15 protein-coding genes and 2 tRNA genes are annotated in these 17,582 nt (G+C 49.1%); 9 read left to right on the forward strand and 8 right to left on the reverse strand.

The genetic code is table 11. The annotated features are described in order from the left end of the window. Positions 1 to 104: 104 nt before the first annotated feature. Positions 105 to 1,880 (reverse strand): assimilatory sulfite reductase (NADPH) flavoprotein subunit, encoded by a 1,776-nt coding sequence (locus HMPREF3277_RS08045; RefSeq protein WP_070870691.1) that lies wholly within the window; start codon positions 1,878 to 1,880, stop codon positions 105 to 107. 316 nt (positions 1,881 to 2,196) lie between these two features. On the opposite strand from HMPREF3277_RS08045, the gene HMPREF3277_RS08050 reads away from it, so the two are divergent. The 4 genes from HMPREF3277_RS08050 (at position 2,197) to HMPREF3277_RS08065 (ending at position 5,993) form a co-directional block, all read left to right on the forward strand. After that, positions 2,197 to 2,625, forward strand: a complete 429-nt coding sequence (locus HMPREF3277_RS08050; protein WP_070679881.1) for a hypothetical protein — start codon at positions 2,197 to 2,199, stop codon at positions 2,623 to 2,625. A gap of 205 nt (positions 2,626 to 2,830) precedes the next feature. Then, positions 2,831 to 3,754 carry an aromatic amino acid DMT transporter YddG gene (gene yddG / locus HMPREF3277_RS08055; protein WP_141765195.1) on the forward strand — a complete coding sequence of 308 codons (924 nt, stop codon included), beginning with the start codon at positions 2,831 to 2,833 and terminating at the stop codon, positions 3,752 to 3,754. 122 nt (positions 3,755 to 3,876) lie between these two features. Next, positions 3,877 to 4,350 carry a hypothetical protein gene (locus HMPREF3277_RS08060; RefSeq protein ID WP_070870695.1) on the forward strand — a complete coding sequence of 158 codons (474 nt, stop codon included), beginning with the start codon at positions 3,877 to 3,879 and terminating at the stop codon, positions 4,348 to 4,350. A gap of 299 nt (positions 4,351 to 4,649) precedes the next feature. Beyond that, positions 4,650 to 5,993: an aldehyde dehydrogenase family protein gene (locus HMPREF3277_RS08065; RefSeq protein WP_070870696.1), complete on the forward strand. Its 1,344-nt coding sequence runs from the start codon at positions 4,650 to 4,652 to the stop codon at positions 5,991 to 5,993. Positions 5,994 to 6,117: 124 nt separating this feature from the next. Here the strand turns inward: HMPREF3277_RS08065 and HMPREF3277_RS08070 are convergent, their stop codons facing one another. Then, positions 6,118 to 6,972: a CAF17-like 4Fe-4S cluster assembly/insertion protein YgfZ gene (locus tag HMPREF3277_RS08070; protein WP_070870697.1), complete on the reverse strand. Its 855-nt coding sequence runs from the start codon at positions 6,970 to 6,972 to the stop codon at positions 6,118 to 6,120. A gap of 196 nt (positions 6,973 to 7,168) precedes the next feature. On the opposite strand from HMPREF3277_RS08070, the gene HMPREF3277_RS08075 reads away from it, so the two are divergent. From HMPREF3277_RS08075 to recR, 3 genes are all read left to right on the forward strand, one after another. After that, positions 7,169 to 7,519, forward strand: coding sequence for an ArsC family reductase (locus tag HMPREF3277_RS08075; RefSeq protein ID WP_070870698.1), 351 nt, complete (start codon positions 7,169 to 7,171; stop codon positions 7,517 to 7,519). Between the two features lie 125 nt (positions 7,520 to 7,644). Then, the gene (locus HMPREF3277_RS08080) at positions 7,645 to 9,495 is read left to right on the forward strand and encodes a SurA N-terminal domain-containing protein (RefSeq protein WP_070870699.1); all 1,851 of its coding nucleotides are present in this window, start codon (positions 7,645 to 7,647) and stop codon (positions 9,493 to 9,495) included. Between the two features lie 196 nt (positions 9,496 to 9,691). Beyond that, positions 9,692 to 10,297 carry a recombination mediator RecR gene (recR, locus tag HMPREF3277_RS08085; RefSeq protein ID WP_070870701.1) on the forward strand — a complete coding sequence of 202 codons (606 nt, stop codon included), beginning with the start codon at positions 9,692 to 9,694 and terminating at the stop codon, positions 10,295 to 10,297. Positions 10,298 to 10,353: 56 nt separating this feature from the next. On the opposite strand, the gene HMPREF3277_RS08090 is transcribed toward recR, so the two are convergent. Beyond that, positions 10,354 to 10,641 carry a hypothetical protein gene (locus HMPREF3277_RS08090; protein WP_003760695.1) on the reverse strand — a complete coding sequence of 96 codons (288 nt, stop codon included), beginning with the start codon at positions 10,639 to 10,641 and terminating at the stop codon, positions 10,354 to 10,356. 224 nt (positions 10,642 to 10,865) lie between these two features. On the opposite strand from HMPREF3277_RS08090, the gene HMPREF3277_RS08095 reads away from it, so the two are divergent. Together HMPREF3277_RS08095 and lolD are read left to right on the forward strand one after the other, a co-directional pair. Next, positions 10,866 to 12,116 (forward strand): lipoprotein-releasing ABC transporter permease subunit, encoded by a 1,251-nt coding sequence (locus HMPREF3277_RS08095; RefSeq protein ID WP_003778670.1) that lies wholly within the window; start codon positions 10,866 to 10,868, stop codon positions 12,114 to 12,116. After that, positions 12,109 to 12,789, forward strand: a complete 681-nt coding sequence (gene lolD / locus HMPREF3277_RS08100) for a lipoprotein-releasing ABC transporter ATP-binding protein LolD (protein WP_003760685.1) — start codon at positions 12,109 to 12,111, stop codon at positions 12,787 to 12,789. Before HMPREF3277_RS08095 ends, lolD begins: the two co-directional genes overlap by 8 nt. A gap of 361 nt (positions 12,790 to 13,150) precedes the next feature. Here lolD and HMPREF3277_RS08105 read toward each other — a convergent pair. The 5 genes from HMPREF3277_RS08105 to HMPREF3277_RS08125 all read right to left on the reverse strand — a co-directional run bounded on the left by HMPREF3277_RS08105 (position 13,151) and on the right by HMPREF3277_RS08125 (position 17,086). Continuing rightward, a tRNA-Ser gene (locus tag HMPREF3277_RS08105) sits at positions 13,151 to 13,240 on the reverse strand. Between the two features lie 81 nt (positions 13,241 to 13,321). Further along, positions 13,322 to 13,412 (reverse strand) — tRNA-Ser (locus tag HMPREF3277_RS08110). 80 nt (positions 13,413 to 13,492) lie between these two features. Next, positions 13,493 to 14,272 carry a peroxide stress protein YaaA gene (yaaA, locus tag HMPREF3277_RS08115; RefSeq protein ID WP_070870703.1) on the reverse strand — a complete coding sequence of 260 codons (780 nt, stop codon included), beginning with the start codon at positions 14,270 to 14,272 and terminating at the stop codon, positions 13,493 to 13,495. Positions 14,273 to 14,449: 177 nt separating this feature from the next. After that, positions 14,450 to 15,637 carry a succinyldiaminopimelate transaminase gene (dapC, locus tag HMPREF3277_RS08120; RefSeq protein WP_070870705.1) on the reverse strand — a complete coding sequence of 396 codons (1,188 nt, stop codon included), beginning with the start codon at positions 15,635 to 15,637 and terminating at the stop codon, positions 14,450 to 14,452. A 279-nt stretch (positions 15,638 to 15,916) separates the two neighbouring features. Continuing rightward, the gene (locus HMPREF3277_RS08125) at positions 15,917 to 17,086 is read right to left on the reverse strand and encodes an NAD(P)H-dependent flavin oxidoreductase (RefSeq protein ID WP_070870706.1); all 1,170 of its coding nucleotides are present in this window, start codon (positions 17,084 to 17,086) and stop codon (positions 15,917 to 15,919) included. Positions 17,087 to 17,582: the final 496 nt, after the last annotated feature.

Raw genomic sequence — 17,582 nt, forward strand, 5'->3', positions numbered from 1 at the left:
TTGTCCTGATTTAAATTTAATCCACTATAAGTGGCTTGGTAATGCGAAAGGTCGTCTGAAAACCCGATTTGGGCTTTTCAGACGACCTTTCGTTTGGGGCGGTATCAATAAACGTCGCGTTGGTAGCGTTTATCTTCGCGCATTTCGTTGAGATAGTCTTCGGCATCGTCGCGGCTGAGTTTGCCTTGGGTTTCGATGACGTCGATCAGGGCGGTTTCTACGTCGCGTGCCATGCGGGTGGCGTCGCCGCAGACGTAGAGGTGTGCGCCTTGTTGCAGCCAGTTCCAAACTTCGGCGGCGTGTTCGGCGATTTTGTGTTGGACATAGACTTTGTGTTCGCCTTGCCTGCTCCATGCCAAGTCGGCACGGGTGAGGATGCCGTCTTTGCGGTAATCGCTCCATTCGAGCTGGTAGAGGAAGTCGTCGGCGAGGCGTTGGTTGCCGAAGATGAGCCAGTTTTTGCCGTTGTCGCCGTTGGCGTCGCGTTGCTGCATGAAGGCGCGGAAGGGGGCGATGCCTGTGCCTGCGCCTATCATGATGACGGGGGTGTTGCCGTCGGCGGGCAGGCGGAAGTTGGGGTTGGGTTCGACGAAGACGCGTACTTCGCCGCCTTCTTCAAGACGTTCGCCCAGATAGCCTGAGGCTGCGCCGGTGTAGGTGTTGCCGTGGTGTTCGAAGCGGACGACGCCGACGGTCAGGTGGACTTCTTCGCCGACTTCGTCTTGCGAGGAGGCGATGGAGTAAAGGCGCGGGGTTTGGGGGCGGAACAGTTGGAACAAGGTTTGCGCGTCCAGCGGATGGGGGTGGGCGGCGAAGACGCCGACGGGCGGGGTGGTGGCGAGGTAGGCGTCCAATCGGGTTTTGTCGGCGGCTGTGGTTTTGAGTTCTTCGCTACCGGACAATTCGGCGTATTGCTGCACGAGTGCCGGCGTGTTTTGCGTGATGTCGGCGGACTCGGTCAGGACGGTGCGGATGTCGGTTTCGAGGTCGTCTGAAAGGCGGATTTTTTCTTCGCCGCTTAATTGGTGCAAATCGAGGATTTCTTGAACCAAAGCCGAATCGTTGAGCGGGAGTACACCCAATGCGTCGCCTGCCTGATAGTGCAGTCCGGAACCGGACAGGTCGATTTCGATGTGTTCTACGTCTTTCTCGGCGGAGCGGGACGTGATTTTTTGGCGGACGGACAGGGTGGCGGTATAGGGTTTGTCTTTGGTATAGACAGTACCTGCGGTTTGAGGGGCGACAGGGGTTGCAACGGATGCTGCGGCGGTTTGCGCGGCAAGCTCGGCAACTTGGGGGACGACAGCTTCTATCCAAGCATCGGCGGCGCTTTGGAACTCTAAATCGCAGATGCCCAAGTCGTTCAGACGACGTGCGCCCAGTTCGGCAAATTTGGCGTCAAAGTCTTTGCCCGCTTGGCAGAAATTGGGATAGGAAGAATCGCCCAAACCCAAGACGGCAAAAGTGAGTTTGCCCAAATCGGGGGCTTTTTTGCCGAAGACGAATTTATACAGCGGCAGGGCTTCTTCGGGCGGCTCGCCCTCGCCTTGCGTGGATGTTACCAATAACACGATGTCTTCATCGGGCAGGGTTTTGCTTTTGAAGTCCCCCGTGCTGCTCAATACGGCTTCTACGCCGGCGTTTTTGAGTTTGGCATGTAAAGATTCGGCAACGCCGCGCGCATTGCCCGTTTGCGAGGCGGATAAGACCAACACGCGTCGCGCGGGGGCGACAACGGCAGGGGCTACGGAAACACCCAAACCGCCCTCCGCCCCCTGACTTTGCGCCCAGCAGTAGCCGGAAAGCCAAGCGAGCTGTGTAGGCGAGAGGGCGGCGAGTTGTGCGGAAAGTTCGGCGGGAAGCGGATTGGCTGGAGTCATGTCGGTTCCTTTGTGCGGACGGCTGCTTGAGGCAGAGCGTTTGCCTGCGCGGCTTTAATTGTTTGGTTGAATGGTGATTTTTCTGAAAACAGTGGCGATACTGTAAACAGGTCGTCTGAAAAACGGAAAGAATGCTTGGTTTTAATTTAATGCGATTTCGTTATATTCTGGATTGGGAGAGGGGGAGAGGGTTGATATCGGTTTTCAGACGACCCGACTATAATCTTTTGAGATTTTTAAGGGGCAGCAAAAGCGCAGATGTCCATCGGACAACTAATCAAGCAGCTTATATAAAGCTGCCGTCGGAGGTAATCAGATGATTGAATTTAATGATTTCATAAAAGAAGTAAATAAAAAATTTCAAGATGAGCTATGGGCTGATTTTGAATCCAAATTTTTTGGAGATGATTTATTTATTAAAGTAGGAATAGATTTTTCTTATGGCCATCAGTTTGAACTGTATATTCAAAATGCACGCATGAATAAATCGATTGAGGAATGGACGGTAGATTTGAAGAGAAATCAAATCATATATCTGAAAGATAGGGAAATTTATTTTATAACGGATGTCGATGAAAAAATAATGGTAAAAGGGGAAAGGTTTTTTGTTAATGTTTTGACGACTATTTACCATTTGAATCCTTCTGATAGTTTGACAAATTACATAATCAACCCAGAACTGATGGATTTTCCTACTGTTTCAAATGTTACGGTAAGTAACCATTTTGAAGAGTTGCGATTGTAATAAGTGCCAGCCATGACTGACATGAAATTGAATTCGTCTCTAGGGGAAGGGATATTAAATTCAGAAAACAGCAAAAGGTCGTCTGAAAACAGTTTGGCAGTATCTGCATCCGTGTTTTCAGACGACCTTTCCTCTTGATTATGCAAACAGGAGGCGTAAAATATCAAAAAATTACATAATAAAACAAATCCCAACACAACACATCATGAACCGTCTGCTCCAACACGCATTTACCCCCAATCAAGCCACATCCATAGGTCTGCTTGCCGTAGCCTTTTGGAGTTCCGTAGTCGGATTGATACGCGCCTTGAGCCTGCACATGGGGGCGGTCGGCGGCGCGGCGGTGATGTACAGCCTTTCCACTTTGTTGCTCTTGGCTATTTTCGGATTGCCGAATTTGCGGCAGTTCAGCCGCAGCTACCTTTTCTGGGCAAGCATTTTTTTCGTCGGCTGCGAATTGTGCCTGTCTCTTTCCATCGGTTTTGCCGACAACGCACGCCAAGCGGTCGAAGTCGGTATGGTCAATTATCTTTGGCCGACGTTTACCATCATCGGCGCGGTTTGGTTTAACAAGCAGCCGGCAAAATGGTGGATAGGCATAGGCTTTGTCTTGTCGTTTGTAGGCATTGCCACCGTTTTAGGCGGTGAAGGCGGATTCTCTTTGCCCGAGATTATCGGCAACGTCCGAACCAATCCGTTCAGTTACATCATGGCATTGTTGGACGCGCTGTTTTGGGCGGCATACTGCACCCTGACCGCCAGAACCAAAGCGCAGGGCAATGCCGTCGGTTTTTTCTTCCTCCTCGTCTCCTGCATCCTGTGGGCAAAATATTTCGCAGGCGGCTACGGCAGCCTTCATTTCGATACCGGCGCCATACTTTATGCCGTTGCCGCCGCAGCCTGCATGGGATTGGGCTATGCGGTTTGGAACATCGGCATTTCATGCGGCAATATGACCGTTTTGGCAGGCGCTTCCTATTTCATTCCCATTTTTTCTGCTCTCATTTCCTCCGTCCTGCTCAATGCGCCCCTGTCTGTACAGTTTTGGCAGGGCGCGATTATGGTCTGCATCGGCTCAGGTGTGTGCTGGCTTGCGACGCAGAACTTCAGTTTCAGACGAGTCGAATAGTTTGGTTCTTGCATCAGGTTTTTTGAAAATATCAAAAAGGTCGTCTGAATATTTTCAGACGACCTTTTATTGTATTTTCAGCCAAATTTTATTTACCATTTCTTTTCATATATAGGTTAAACATGAAATTTAAATATTATATTATTTCTTTATTTTTCTCGTTGTTTTGCATTCTTTTAGCAGGTATTTTTATTGCTCCCTATGGCTTGAATTTTAAAGGTGAGGAGCAATCCTTCAATGAGGCAATAATGCTGATTTCCTCCCCTAATAGAGGAGAAAGAAAGATTAAGCTTGAAACAGGATTAAGATCATACTGGCTATCTTGTTACGGACTTGATGATTTATGTAAAATGGAAAATATAAATAAAAGATTTCCTATAACAAATGCAAAAATATTATTATTAAACTCCAATGAAACAAACTTTTTAAATGGAGTTTTAGTTTCGTATTACAAAAATGATATATTTTATTCAAACAAAAAAATAACGAAGGATGTGAATTTACTTGCAATATTAGCTTCTAACTCAGTATTTTGTTTAAAGTTGGCAGTATTCTTTTTATTACTTTCTCTTTTCTTTTTCATTAAAAGGATTTGATCAAGGCGCGTTATTCAGAAGGTACGGCATTTGGGTGGTCAGAACAAGACGGCTGATTCCTTGATAAATTCAGCAGTTTCTACAAAATCAGGGGATGGGAATGGCAAAATTTAAGCGTTATTAGCGAATGACATAAATTCCTTTTAGTCTGGGTTGTCTGTCCGGAAAGGACTGTGTGGAGATGTTCTATCCGAGTTTGCTATATAATCGCGCTATCTTTGATGAACAAACATCGTCTGAAAGAACGTCTTAATTTTCAGACGACCTAAAATAAAACCGACATACAAAGGAGCCGAACCATGTTTCACAGCATCAATGCCTATACCGGCGAAACCCTTTGCCGCCGTCCAGCGCAGAGTTATGCTGAATTTGCACAAGAATTGGCGGCGTTGAAGGTGCGCCAGCAGGCGTTTGCGCGGTTGGGCGTTATCGGGCGGACTGCTTTGCTGCAAGCTTTTGCCGAGCGTTTGGCGCAAAACAAGGAGCGGCTTGCGGAGATGGTTTGCGAAGAAGTCGGACGCTGCCTGCATGAATGCCGTGCCGAACTGGATAAATCGGTCGAACTCATCCGATATTACGTCCGCCTTGCCCCCGAGTTGCTGGCGCATAAGACCATTGCCACACAGGCGAGCCTCAGTCAGGTGCGTTTTGAGCCGTTGGGCGTTGTGCTTGCCGTCATGCCGTGGAACTATCCTGTCTGGCAGGTTTTGCGTTTTGCCATTCCAGCCCTGTGCGCGGGAAATGCTTGTGCCGTCAAACCTGCACCCAGTGTTGCGCGGGTCAGTGCTGCGCTGCTGGAACTGGTTTCAGACGACCTCCCGTTGATTGGCGCATGGTTAAATAACGACGATACGTTGAAAGCCATTGAAGACACTGATGCGATGGCGTTTACCGGCTCGACACAGACCGGCCGCCTGCTCGCCGCCCATGCGGGAATGTACCTCAAAAAAACCGTCCTCGAACTCGGTGGCAGCAACCCTTTCATTGTCATGCCTGATGCGGATATTGAACGTGCCGCCGTCGAAGCTTGTTATTCGCGTTTCCGCGACGCGGGTCAGTCTTGCAACGCAGCCAAACGAATCGTCGTTACCGAAGCCGTTGCCGACTGCTTCATTCCCCTGTTCCTTGCCGAATGCGCCAAATTGCAAACGGGCGATCCCAAAGACCCTGCGACCACGCTTGCCCCGCTGCACCGCGAAGACTTGCGCGCAAACGTACATGCTCAGGTACAGGACGCAGTCGCAAACGGCGCAGAGGTTTTGACGGGCGGTTTCATTCCCGAAGGAAAAGGCTGGTTTTACCCCGCCACCGTGTTAGACAAAGTGAATCCCGACTGCCGCGTTTGGAATGAGGAGGTTTTCGGGCCGGTTGCCATGATTTTGCGGGCGAAGGATGAGGAACACGCCGTCGCCCTTGCAAACGATACGCCCTACGGATTGGGCGCCAGTATTTATACCGCCGATACCTGCCGCGCTTGGGCGTTTGCCGAAAAAATCCAAGCAGGCTCGGTCTTTATCAACCGCCACACCAGCAGCGACCTGCGCCTTCCCTTTGGCGGCGTCAAGGCTTCCGGTTACGGACGGGAACTGTCTGAATTCGGGTTGTATGAATTTGTGAACGTGAAAACGTATTGGCAGAAATAAGGATGGATTGAAAAAGGTCGTCTGAAAACGCCGGGATTGTCTATGTTGCGTTTTCAGACGACCTTTTTATCGTGTGCAGAGAGATAGCGGACTGACTTAACACTTATTACGCTATCGCTGCGCGTCAAGCATCCACTGTAAAGAACAAGGTTTCTTGTTTTAAAGCATTGCCGTCGGCATCGGTCAAATCGGCGTGTGCTGCGGAAAATTTGATAACCGCAAGACTCAGGCTGCCGGTATCGGTCAGCGCGGTATTGATGATTTGTCCGGCTTCTTCGCCTCCGTTTTGAACGGTAACGCCTGCGGCTTCCAACGAATCGCCCCGCAAAACCGCCAGTCCGCGTTTGACTTGTCCGCGATATTGGGCGCGGGCGATGATTTCCTGTCCAGGATAGCAGCCTTTTTTGAAATGTACGCCGCCGATGATATGTTGGTTGAGCATTTGGGCAACGGCAGTTTCTTTGGTTGCCGTCGAAATCCAAGCGTAGCCGCTGCGGATTTCGTGCAGATTCCAAGCGTTTTCGGCTGCCGCGTCATATTCGGGCAGAAGCCCGGCTTCGCCGATTTTCAGACGACCTGAATGGGGCAGGGTAATGGTGTATACCCCGTTGTCTGCTTGGGCAGGAAAGGATAGGGCAGGTTCGGCTGCGGGAGAGGGGGAGGCAGTTTCGTCCAGCTCGCCTGCGACGGCAAAATCGGGCAGCGGTTCAAAGATGACTTTGGCTCTCAGGACAAACATGCGCAACCGTTTGACAATGGCTTCGGTCAAATCCTGCGCCATAATCAGCAGCAAGTCTTCTCCTCGGTTGAGGACGATCATATTTGCCAGCACGCGCCCTTTCGGGGTGTTGTAAGTGGCATAACACGCGGTATTTTCGTTCAGATGGTTGATGTCGTTGGATAATTGGCCGTGAAGAAAGGAGGCTCTGTCCTCCCCGCTGACTCGGACGACACCAAAAAATGGCAGGCGGGTTTGCATGTGGAATCCTTTGTCGGGTAGCAATGGAATAGTTCGATATTATAAGAACAAACGCTTGATGAAAAAAGCCGTTGAGTATAAGAAAAGCATACAGAGGTCGTCTGAAAAGGTTTCAGACGACCCATTTTGTTCTGATTAAAAGGAAAATCGGCTAAAATGACGGCGCTTTTTCTTTAGGATAGAGAGTGATTTCAAGATGATTCAGTTATACGGCATTCCCAATTGCGATACGGTGAAAAAAGCCCGCAAATGGTTGGAAGAACATGGCGTTGATTTTCAATTTGTGGATTTTAAAAAGAGCCCGCCGCAAGTTGACACGATAAGCAAATGGTTGGAGCAGATACCGCTGGAGGTTTTATTGAACAAACGCGGTATGACGTGGCGCAAACTGGATGGGCAAGCCCAAGCCGCTGCGGCTAACGCCGATGGCGCGGTTCGATTGATGGCGGAACAGCCCAGCATCATCAAGCGGCCGGTTTTGGAAAAAGAAGGGCGGTTTTTCGTCGGCTTTTCCGAAGAAAACTATCAAGAAATTTTTTCAAAATAACACGATACGGCGGGATGGGGTCGTCTGAAAAATAAGTAGGGACAGCGTTCTGCCAAGAGTGCATAACAAGGCAAAACGCGCTACAATGCGCGTTTGCTATTTTAATCATTACGTCTTCAGATAATATGTTCCATACCGTTGAAAAATATAAAACTCCGGCCCAGATTTTGTTGGGTCTGATTGCGCTGACCTTCGTCGGCTTCGGTGTCAGCACGGTTGCTGCGCCCGGCTCTGATTTTATCGTCAAAATAGGGGATGAAAAAATCAGTGAGTATTCTTTGAATAATGAGTTGCAAGGTGAGCAGCTTCAGGGCCAAAGCCCGTCGCGGGGAGCCGTATTCCAATCTTTGGTTCAACGCGCCTATCTGAAGGAAGGTGCCAAGCTGATGGGCGTGGAAGTTTCCCAAGAGCAGCTTAAACAACTGATCGTGGATGATCCTAACTTTCACGATCAAAACGGTAAATTCAGCCAACAGATTTTTTCAAACTTCCTGAGTCAACGCCATATGACGGAAGACCAGTTTGTCGCCGACATCCGCGAACGGTATGCGTTGCAAAGTTTGATCAATTTGGTGCAAAACGGTGCGATTATCAGCGATGCGCAAGCAGAGCAGCTGATTAAGCTGACTCAGGCGACCCGCGATATCCGTTCAGTAACATTCAATCCTGAAGCCTTTGTTTCTCAAGTAAAAGTCGATGATGCCGCACTGAAGGCATATTATGAGGCGCACAAAAAAGATTATCTGATTCCACAAGGCGTGAAATTGGAATACATTGCCCTGAGTGCCAAAGATTTGGCGGACAAACAGACCGTCAGCGAAGACGAAGTGAAAAAAGCATTTGACGAGCAGGCGCCCCATCTTTCGCCCCGCCGTGAAATTGCCCACATCTTCTTCCCGGTTCCCCAAGATGCCGATGAAACGGTACGCGCGGCAATCAAAGCCGAAGCAGACAAAGTTGCGGCAGAGCTGAAAGCCAAGCCGGCTGATTTTGCTGCGCTGGCGCAAAAATATTCAAAAGACACTACGTCTGCTTCCAAAGGCGGCAACTTAGGCTATCTGTCTAAAGACGGCGGCTTGGGGGCGGATTTGGAAAACGTGGCGTTCTCGCTGCCTAAAGGCGGAATCAGCGATGTGGTTCAAACACCGGTCGGCTACGATATCGTCCAAGTTTTGAATATCGAAGACAAAGTGTCTTTAGAACATGAAAAAGCCCGTATCGAAGCCGATTTGAAGCTGAAAAAAGCTGCTTCCGAATTTAATTCGGCCAAAGAAAAGCTTTCTGAAGAAGCATTTAATACGCCGACTTCCCTGGCGGATGTCGCTAAAAAAACAAATCTGAAACTGGAAAGCCTGGATCAAGATTGGTTGACTCAAGCCAACGGTAAAGCAGCAGGTTTGCCCGATGCATTGATTAATGCTGCGTTCAGTGAAGATGTGTTGAAGAAAAAACACAATTCCGATTTGATTTCCATGGACAAAGATACGGTTTGGGTTATTCGTGTCAAGGAAGTCAGGGAAGAAAAAACCGCGCCTTTCGCTGATGTTCAAGAAGAAGTGCGTTTGGCTTATCTGCGCAGCGAAGCCGCAAAACTGGCCGATAAAAAAGCCAAAGAAGCCATCGAGGCTTTGAAGGCAGGCAAGGCAGTTGACTTGAAATGGTCGGAAGTATCGAAATTGAGTGCGCAAGATGCACGCCGGACCATGGCACCCGAAGCGTATAACGAACTGATTAAAGCCCGTCCGCAAAATGGCAAACCTGCATACGCCATGCTGCTGGAAGGCATGCCGGCTCCTGTAATTGTTGAAGTACAAAATATTGCCGCGCCGGAAAATATCGCTTCCCAAGTACCTGCTGCCAAACAAATGCTGGCGCAACAGCAGTCTGCCAACATTTTTGACGCATTGCTGCGTTATTTCAGCAAGGAAATCAAGCGCGAGCAAGGTGCGCAAAAAGTTGATAATTCAGCAGAGTAAGCAGGTGATGAACAGGTAGGCAGCAATGATGGCAAACATGATTGCCCGTCTGCCTTAAACAGAATCAAACGGTCGGAGAAAATCCGACCGTTTTCATTATATAATCAGCCTTTCTTGCCCCATCAATATATAGTGATTTCACTACTATACACATCCCGATTTTCCTTATTTTTCGGTTAGAGGTCGTCTGAATACCATGAGCAAAGCTCCCGATGCTTTTACGCGGCTGATTAATGCCTTGAAAATTCTACCCAATGTCGGTCCCAAATCCGCGCAGCGCATGGCGCATCAATTGCTGCAAAGCAAGCGGGAGCAGGCGCAGGAGTTGGTTGATGCTTTGCAATACGCATTAAAGCAAGTCCAGCATTGCAGGATGTGCAACACATTTTGCGAAGGGAGTGTGTGTGATATCTGTTCTGACGAATCGCGCGACAAACGCCGCCTGATGATCGTCCATATGCCGGCAGATGTTTCCAATATGGAAACTGCCAATTGCCATGACGGTTTGTATTTTGTGCTGATGGGGCAAATCAGTCCCACGCAAGGGATGGATGTGAGCGCCATCGCATTGGACAAACTGGTGGTAAGGTTGCAGAACGCTGATGTCGAAGAAATCATCATTGCAACAAACTTTACTGCCGAAGGAGATGCGACGGCGTATGTGTTGGCAGAATTGTTTAAAAACCTTCCATACAAAGTCAGCCGTCTTGCCAGAGGCATCCCTTTGGGTGGGGAGCTGGAATATGTCGATGCTGGAACTTTGGCGCAGGCCGTTTATGAAAGGCGCGCAATCAAGGAATAAACAATAAGGTCGTCTGAAAACGCGTTTCAGACGACCTTATTTCAAACAAAGCCGGTTTATTTGCAGCTTACGCCTTGAATTTGCGGAGTGTCGCCGCTGCCTACTTTAAAGGCACATTTGGTGGCGCTGCTGCCGGACACGGTGACGACACCGCTGCCTGCGGTCAGGCTGACCGGTTCTTTAACACCCATGCCGACTGCGGTTGCGGCAAGTTTTTGCACGTCGGCAGCGGAATAGGACGTATTGTTTGAACTGATTTTAATCTCCTTAGCCGCATACGCATTTGCACTGAATGCCAATCCGGCAGCGGCAACGGATAATGCTAAGAATTTTGTGATGTTCATTAATGGTTTTCCTTTTTGATGGCGGTAAACTTTACCGCGATTTCAGAATAAGGCCGAATAGATGATTGTGCAAGTTTTTCGACCGATTTTACGGTAGCCCTGAATAAGAAGACTTTGGTTTACAAATTGCGATGTCTCTATTCTCGGTCGTTTCGGCGTATTCAGACGACCTGTCGGTTTTACGGTACAATAGGCGTTTTTTGACAAACGGATGAGGCATATAAATGGCTTCTTTAGAGACTTGGATAGGACTGCGCTATTTGCGGGCAAAAAAACGCAATGGCTTCATGTCGTTTATCACCGTCATTTCTATTGTAGGTATTGCACTCGGTGTGATGGCTTTGATTGTCGTATTGTCTGTCATGGCGGGCTTTCAGAGAGACATACGGGGGCAGCTTTTGAAAGTGGCTCCTCATGCCGAAATGGGTTATTACGATAACGGCAACGGTAAAAGCTGGGAGAGCCTACGCGAGATTATTAAAGGACGCAAAGAGGTGCTTCAGTCGGCACCTTATGTTTCAGGACAGGCATTGCTGGCAAATGCGGGTGAGGTCCAAGGTGTTCAAATCCGCGGGATTTTGCCTGATGAAGAAAAAAAGATCGTTGAATACAGTAAAGAAATGCCTGTTGGCAGTTTTGATGATTTGAAGCCGGGCGAATTCGATATTATTTTGGGGCAGGATTTGGCTGAGACTTTGGATGTAAAGGTTGGTGAAAAAATCACTGTCGTTACACCTGAAGGCAACGTGACGCCTGCCGGTGTCGTACCTCGTCTGAAACAATTTAAAGTTGTCGGCTTGGTCAAAACCAAAATCCATGAATTGAACAATTCTCTGGCATTGACGCACATGAAAGACGCCCAAGTCTTGTACCGCCTAGATGAAAATGCGGCAGGCTTGAGATTGAAACTTGCCGATCCGATCAACGCGCCGTCGTTCACCGAAACACTGCTGCCGAAAAATCTGCAAGAAGAAGTATGGTTGCGCGATTGGACATACACCAACCGCAGTTATTTCGAGGCCGTAGAAATGGAGAAAAGGGTGATGTTCATCATTCTGCTGCTGATTGTTGCCGTAGCCACCTTTAACTTGGTTTCTTCTTTGGTCATGGCGGTTACGGAAAAACAAGCTGATATTGCCATTTTGAGGACTTTGGGTGTCTCCCCGGGCAGCATTATGAAAATTTTTATGGTGCAGGGCGTATTTGCCGGCTTTTTCGGCACCTTGACCGGTGTGATTACCGGTGTCACGCTGGCTTTGAACGTGGGCAGTATTGTCAAACAGTTAGAGAGTTGGTTTGGTTTCCAATTCATCAAATCACAAGTTTATTTCATCGATTATATCCCGAGTGATGTCAGTGTTCATGATGTTGTGCTGATTGCCTGCATTTCCCTGATTTTGTCGTTTATCGCTACGCTGTATCCAAGCTGGCGTGCTGCAAGAACCCAACCGGCGGAGGCTTTGCGCTATGAATAAAGTAGTTTTGAAATGCGATAATGTCAGTAAAAGCTACAAAGACGGTCAATTGAATGTCAACGTTTTGAATCAGTTGAGGCTCGAAGTGCTCGAAGGTCAAAGCGTCAGCATTATCGGTTCGTCCGGTAGCGGCAAATCGACCTTGATGCACATTTTGGGCGGTTTGGATAAGCCGACTTCCGGCAGCGTGGTACTGATGGGGCAGGATTTGAGTCAGTTGGGACAGAAACAACTGGGTCTGCTGCGCAATCAGTATTTGGGTTTCGTGTACCAGTTCCACCATTTGCTGCCTGAATTTTCCGCTTTGGAAAACGTCATGATGCCGCTTTTAATCGGCAAGATGAAAAAAGCCGAAGCAGAACAGCGTGCGGTTGAAATGTTGGAAAAAGCGGGTTTGAAAAAGCGCATACAACACCGCCCCAGCGAGCTTTCCGGTGGCGAACGTCAACGTGCCGCCATTGCGCGCGCGCTGGTAACACGTCCCAAATGCTTGCTTGCTGACGAGCCGACAGGCAATCTTGACCGTAAAAATGCGCAAAATGTACTGGATATGATGCTGGATCTGAAATCCGAGTTGAATACAAGCCTGATTGTGGTCACGCATGATGACGAGTTGGCAGTCCGCTTTGAGCGGGTCATGCTGATGCACGACGGACGCTTGGAAGAGCAGTAACTATTCGGCAAATACGCAAAGGTCGTCTGAAAAAGTAATTGATGCTTTTCAGACGACGGCGGATTCGCATTTGAAGTGCAACTTTCCATAACAGAAAAAGGCCGGTATGCGGTAGCATACTGGCCTTTCCTGCAATGCAACACATTAACATTCTTATCCGCCCAAGAAAAACACTTGGTTACGAAACGCCAAGTGTTTTATTTTTGAATCTGTTCCAACCACTGTTGCACTTGAAATCCGAATCCAAGGTCGTCTGAAAACTGAATGCCCCTTGAAGTTGAATTCATCCGCTATACATACCCAATACTTGGGAGGAAGATTCAAAAAAAGCTGCTATGGAAAGGGCAGCTTTTGTCCGGTTTGGCGGAAACGGTGGGATTCGAACCCACGGAGGATTTGCACCCTCAGCGGATTTCGAGTCCGCTGCATTCAGCCTCTCTGCCACGTTTCCGTAGAATAAAGTAAAACCAAATAAAAATGCTGTTGGCTGGGCTTCACTTCATTTTTATTTGGCTTTTCTATTTTCAAGAAATGGCGGAAGCGGTGAGATTCGAACTCACGGAGGGCTATCAACCCTCGACGGTTTTCAAGACCGTTGCATTAAACCGCTCTGCCACGCTTCCGTTTCTTGAAGCCGAAATAATAATGAAATTTGTCGGGTTTGCCAAGCGAAATTTTCAGGTGAATATTTAGTTTTTTGTTTTTACTTGGTTTGTTCTTTACGCATGAACACCCATTCGGACTCATTTGACGCTGCTGCGTTAAATGCGTAGCCTTCGTAATCGAAATTTTTCAGCATTTCAGGGTTGGTAATATTATGTTCCGCCGCGTAGCGTACCATCAGTCCGCGCGCGCGTTTAGCGTAGAAGCTGATGATTTTGTATTTGCCGTTTTTTTCATCTTTGAAAACGGGAGTAATCAGGCGGGCTTTGAGTTTTTTAGTGTTGACGGATTTGAAATATTCTTGCGAAGCGAGGTTAACCAATATGTCGCTGCCTGCTTGGGCAAGGGTGTCGTTCAGCAGGTCGGTGATGATGTCGCCCCAAAATTCATACAGGTTCTTACCGCGTGTGTTGGCAAACGCCGTTCCCATTTCCAAACGGTAGGGCTGCATCAAATCCAGCGGGCGCAGGACGCCGTAGAGACCGGAAAGCAGGCGGACATGTTGTTGCAGATATTGGATTTGTTCGGGCTTGAGGGTGTCTGCGGCGATACCTTCGTAAACGTCGCCGTTGAACATAAAGACTGCCTGTTTGGCGTTTTCAGGGGTAAACGGCGTATGCCATTCGGCGTTGCGCTCGGCGTTTAAGAGGGCGATTTTGTCGGAAACATGCATCAGCTCGGCGATTTGCTGCGGGGCGAGTTCACGCAATTGGCGCATTAGGATTTCGGCTTCAGCCAAGAGGTCGGGTTGGGTGAATTCTTTGATGGGCGCAGGGTCTTTTTCATTGAGGTTTTTGGCGGGGGAAAGGACGAAGAACATGATGGACTCGAAGAGGTGATAAACAGCGGCATTGTAGGTTTAAAATGTTTTATGGGCAAGTTTGATAAGTGAAGTAAATGCCGTTATAGCAAAGGCTGTTTGAATGGAATTTAAAAGGTCGTCTGAAAACTCGGATTTGAGGTTTTCAGACGACCTTTTATTGAACTGCCACTTTATTCAGCGATACAGGGAAACGATGGTTTCGGCGGCTTTGACGCAGCTGTCGACATCGGCGACCAAGGCGATGCGGACGTAGCCTTCGCCTGGATTGCCCCATTCGGTATCGCGGGCGAGGAAGCGGCCGGGGAGGACTTGGATGGCGGCTTTTTGCCAGAGATTTTTGGCAAATGCCAAATCGTCGCCATCGGGGACTTTCAGCCAGATGTAGAATGATGCGTCGGGCAGTTTGACATCGAATGCCTGCTGCAAAATGGGGATGACGCGGTCAAATTTTTCCTGATACAGGCGGCGGTTGGCGATGACGTGTTCTTCGTCGTTCCATGCGGCGATGCTGGCGCGTTGGACGGGGATGCTCATTGCGCTGCCGTGGTAGGTGCGGTAGAGCAGGAAGTTTTTAAGCAATTCGGCATCGCCCGCGACAAAACCGGAGCGCAGTCCGGGGACGTTGGAGCGTTTGGAGAGGCTGGTGAACATGACGATATTGCGGTTGCTGCGCCCTAATTGCGCCGCCGCCTGTAAGCCGCCTATGGGTTTGTTGCCGTCGAAATAGATTTCGGAATAGCATTCGTCGGAAGCGATGATGAAACCGTATTTGTCTTGCAGATCAAAGATTTCTTGCCAGTCTTCCAGTTGCAGGACGCTGCCGCTGGGGTTGTTGGGCGAGCAGACGAACATGACTTTGGTGCGTTGCCATACGTCTTCGGTAATGCTTTTCCAATCGGGCTTGAAGGACGGGGCAGGGCAGTTGGCAAAACGGATTTCGCCGCCGCCGAGAATGGCTGCGCCTTCGTAGATTTGGTAGAACGGGTTGGGGCTGAGGACGACGGGTTTGAGGTCGTCTGAAACGGGGTTTAAGACGGTTTGAACGAAGGAAAACAAGGCTTCGCGGCTGCCGAGTACGGGCAGGACTTCTGTATCGGGGTTGACGGTCAGTCCGTCGTAACGGCGTTGCAGCCAGTCGGCACAGGCCTGACGCAGCTCGGGCAGACCTGCGGTCAGGGGGTATTTTTCCAGTTCGTGCAGTGAGGCGGTCAGCGCATTGGTGATGACTTCGGGGGTAGGGTGTTTCGGTTCGCCGATATGCAGGTGGACGGGGGCGACGCCTTCGGGAGGGTTAACGCCCTGCATGGCTTCGCGCAGGCGGGCAAACGGATAGGGTTGGAGCTGGTCGAGTAGTGGGTTCATGGGTGTTCCAAATGTCTATCGAGACGGTCATCTTAGCATTTTTTATGCGGATTTTGTTGACAATGTGTGCAGGAAAAGGGAAGACGCGTTGGGAAAAGGTCGTCTGAAAATCGGTTTCAGACGACCTTTTTTGAGCATTACGCGATTTGCAGGCAAAATATAGTGGATTAACTTTAAACCAGTACGGCGTTACCTCTCCTTACCCTGATTTAAATTTAATCCACTAAAAAAGGGCACATTGAAATATACCCTTTTTTAGCGTTCATCTGCGGATATGAATTATTTGGCTGTTGCGGGAAGAGCGCCGTTGAGCAGATATTGGATGGTTTCTTGCACCGTGCGGATGGCGTTGCCAAACGGCAGCGGGTCTTTACCTCGGAAAAACAAGCCTTTATCGACTTCGCCACGGAAGGCGGCGGAGAGTTGGATGTCAATGCAGAATTGTCCGGCTTTGGCCAAACCGTCGCGCAGGCCGCAGCTGGTCAGACAGTTCAAGCCTTGAGTACAGCGACGCGGGTCGGCTTTGGCATTGGCTTGCAGCTTGGATTCGCGTTTGATGTAGCTGTCTAGGAATTTGGTGCGCACACCGCGTGCGGGCAGTCCGGCGACGGACATAAATTCGACAACATGCTCGGTTTCTGCGCCTGCCAGCGTTTTTTTGAAGTTGATGTGGGCATCGCCTTCTTCGGTAACCGCAAACGCCGTGCCGATTTGGACGGCGGACGCACCCCAGTTTTTCAGGGCAGTTTTGACTTTTTCAAAGTTCGCCATGCCACCGGCGAGGATGAGCGGGATTTTTTCACTTTCAAGACCTAAGTTTTTGAATACTTCGAAAGTTTCTTCGATGACGCGTTTGAATTCAAACTTGGCATCGTTCACACCTGCCACGCTTGCCGCGCCCAAGTGTCCGGCAGCGTGTGCAGGATGTTCGATAACGATGGCGTCGGGCAAAACGCCTTTTTTCATCCAGCGTTTCAATACGATACCGATACCGCGCGATTCGGACAAAATCGGGAACAAGGCGACATCTTTGTGATAACCCTCGGTCATTTCGGGCAAATCCAGCGGCAATCCCGCGCCCATCACAATCGCGTCCGCACCTGATTCGCAGGCTTGGCGGACATAGGCGGCGTGGTCTTTGACGGCTTTCATGACGTTGACAGCAATCATGCCTTTGCCGTTTGCGTCGGCTTTGGCTTTTTGGATTTCGCGGTCAAGCGCAGTGCAGTTGAGTCGGGTGTATTTTTCTTCGCTCGGATTGATTTTGGATTCGGCGAGCAGGTCGTCATGCAGGTGGCGCAAATCGACGCTGGCGATGGTGCCAACGCCGTTTTCGCGGGCGACCGCGCTGGAGAGTTTCGATGCGGAAACGCCCACGCCCATTCCGCCTTGGACGACGGGAATCAATGATTTGCCACGGATGAGCAATGGGTCGAAGTTGCTTTGCATGTATGGGTTCCTTGATGGTTGCGGGAGCGGGCTGATATTGGCAGACCGGCTTTGCTGGATTTTTGAAAATTTATTTTTAATCAATGGGTAAGGTTTGTTTTTTTACTGAACCTGATGATATTGGGCTGCTTGTATCTCAGGTTTTAGTAATTATACTCTAAATGTGGACAAAAATTAGAGTATCAATACAGTTTTTGCAAATTAAATTTGAAAAGTATTGTTAACTAAGAAATATTTTTTCGGGTTAGGTCGTCTGAAAGATTGATTTATCGAAGGTTCACTCAGGTACGGAGATTGTTAGCAGAGGTGTTCATATTATGTTAGAAGCCTGTACTTCCGATACTGGGCGTATCTATACCGGCAGCGAAAAATCAGAAAGCCGGACAATCAGTGGCAGCGTAACCAATCAAAATAGCCTGAACATGACGCTTAATGCTTTGGACTTGCAGAGTTTGTATAGTAAATTAACTTTAAACCAGTACGGCGTTGCCTCGCC

The organism is Neisseria sp. HMSC70E02 (assembly GCF_001838645.1).
Lineage (GTDB): Bacteria > Pseudomonadota > Gammaproteobacteria > Burkholderiales > Neisseriaceae > Neisseria > Neisseria macacae.

Excerpts from the sequence above, each read along its gene's own strand:
- recR (WP_070870701.1), top strand. The coding sequence starts at position 9,692 with ATGAGCAAAGCTCCCGATGCTTTTACGCGGCTGATTAATGCCTTGAAA.
- HMPREF3277_RS08095 (WP_003778670.1), top strand. The coding sequence starts at position 10,866 with ATGGCTTCTTTAGAGACTTGGATAGGACTGCGCTATTTGCGGGCAAAA.
- HMPREF3277_RS08065 (WP_070870696.1), top strand. The coding sequence starts at position 4,650 with ATGTTTCACAGCATCAATGCCTATACCGGCGAAACCCTTTGCCGCCGT.
- HMPREF3277_RS08045 (WP_070870691.1), bottom strand. The coding sequence starts at position 1,880 with ATGACTCCAGCCAATCCGCTTCCCGCCGAACTTTCCGCACAACTCGCC.
- lolD (WP_003760685.1), top strand. The coding sequence starts at position 12,109 with ATGAATAAAGTAGTTTTGAAATGCGATAATGTCAGTAAAAGCTACAAA.
- HMPREF3277_RS08070 (WP_070870697.1), bottom strand. The coding sequence starts at position 6,972 with ATGCAAACCCGCCTGCCATTTTTTGGTGTCGTCCGAGTCAGCGGGGAG.
- yaaA (WP_070870703.1), bottom strand. The coding sequence starts at position 14,272 with ATGTTCTTCGTCCTTTCCCCCGCCAAAAACCTCAATGAAAAAGACCCT.
- HMPREF3277_RS08050 (WP_070679881.1), top strand. The coding sequence starts at position 2,197 with ATGATTGAATTTAATGATTTCATAAAAGAAGTAAATAAAAAATTTCAA.
- dapC (WP_070870705.1), bottom strand. The coding sequence starts at position 15,637 with ATGAACCCACTACTCGACCAGCTCCAACCCTATCCGTTTGCCCGCCTG.
- HMPREF3277_RS08125 (WP_070870706.1), bottom strand. The coding sequence starts at position 17,086 with ATGCAAAGCAACTTCGACCCATTGCTCATCCGTGGCAAATCATTGATT.
- HMPREF3277_RS08060 (WP_070870695.1), top strand. The coding sequence starts at position 3,877 with ATGAAATTTAAATATTATATTATTTCTTTATTTTTCTCGTTGTTTTGC.
- HMPREF3277_RS08075 (WP_070870698.1), top strand. The coding sequence starts at position 7,169 with ATGATTCAGTTATACGGCATTCCCAATTGCGATACGGTGAAAAAAGCC.
- HMPREF3277_RS08080 (WP_070870699.1), top strand. The coding sequence starts at position 7,645 with ATGTTCCATACCGTTGAAAAATATAAAACTCCGGCCCAGATTTTGTTG.
- HMPREF3277_RS08090 (WP_003760695.1), bottom strand. The coding sequence starts at position 10,641 with ATGAACATCACAAAATTCTTAGCATTATCCGTTGCCGCTGCCGGATTG.
- yddG (WP_141765195.1), top strand. The coding sequence starts at position 2,831 with ATGAACCGTCTGCTCCAACACGCATTTACCCCCAATCAAGCCACATCC.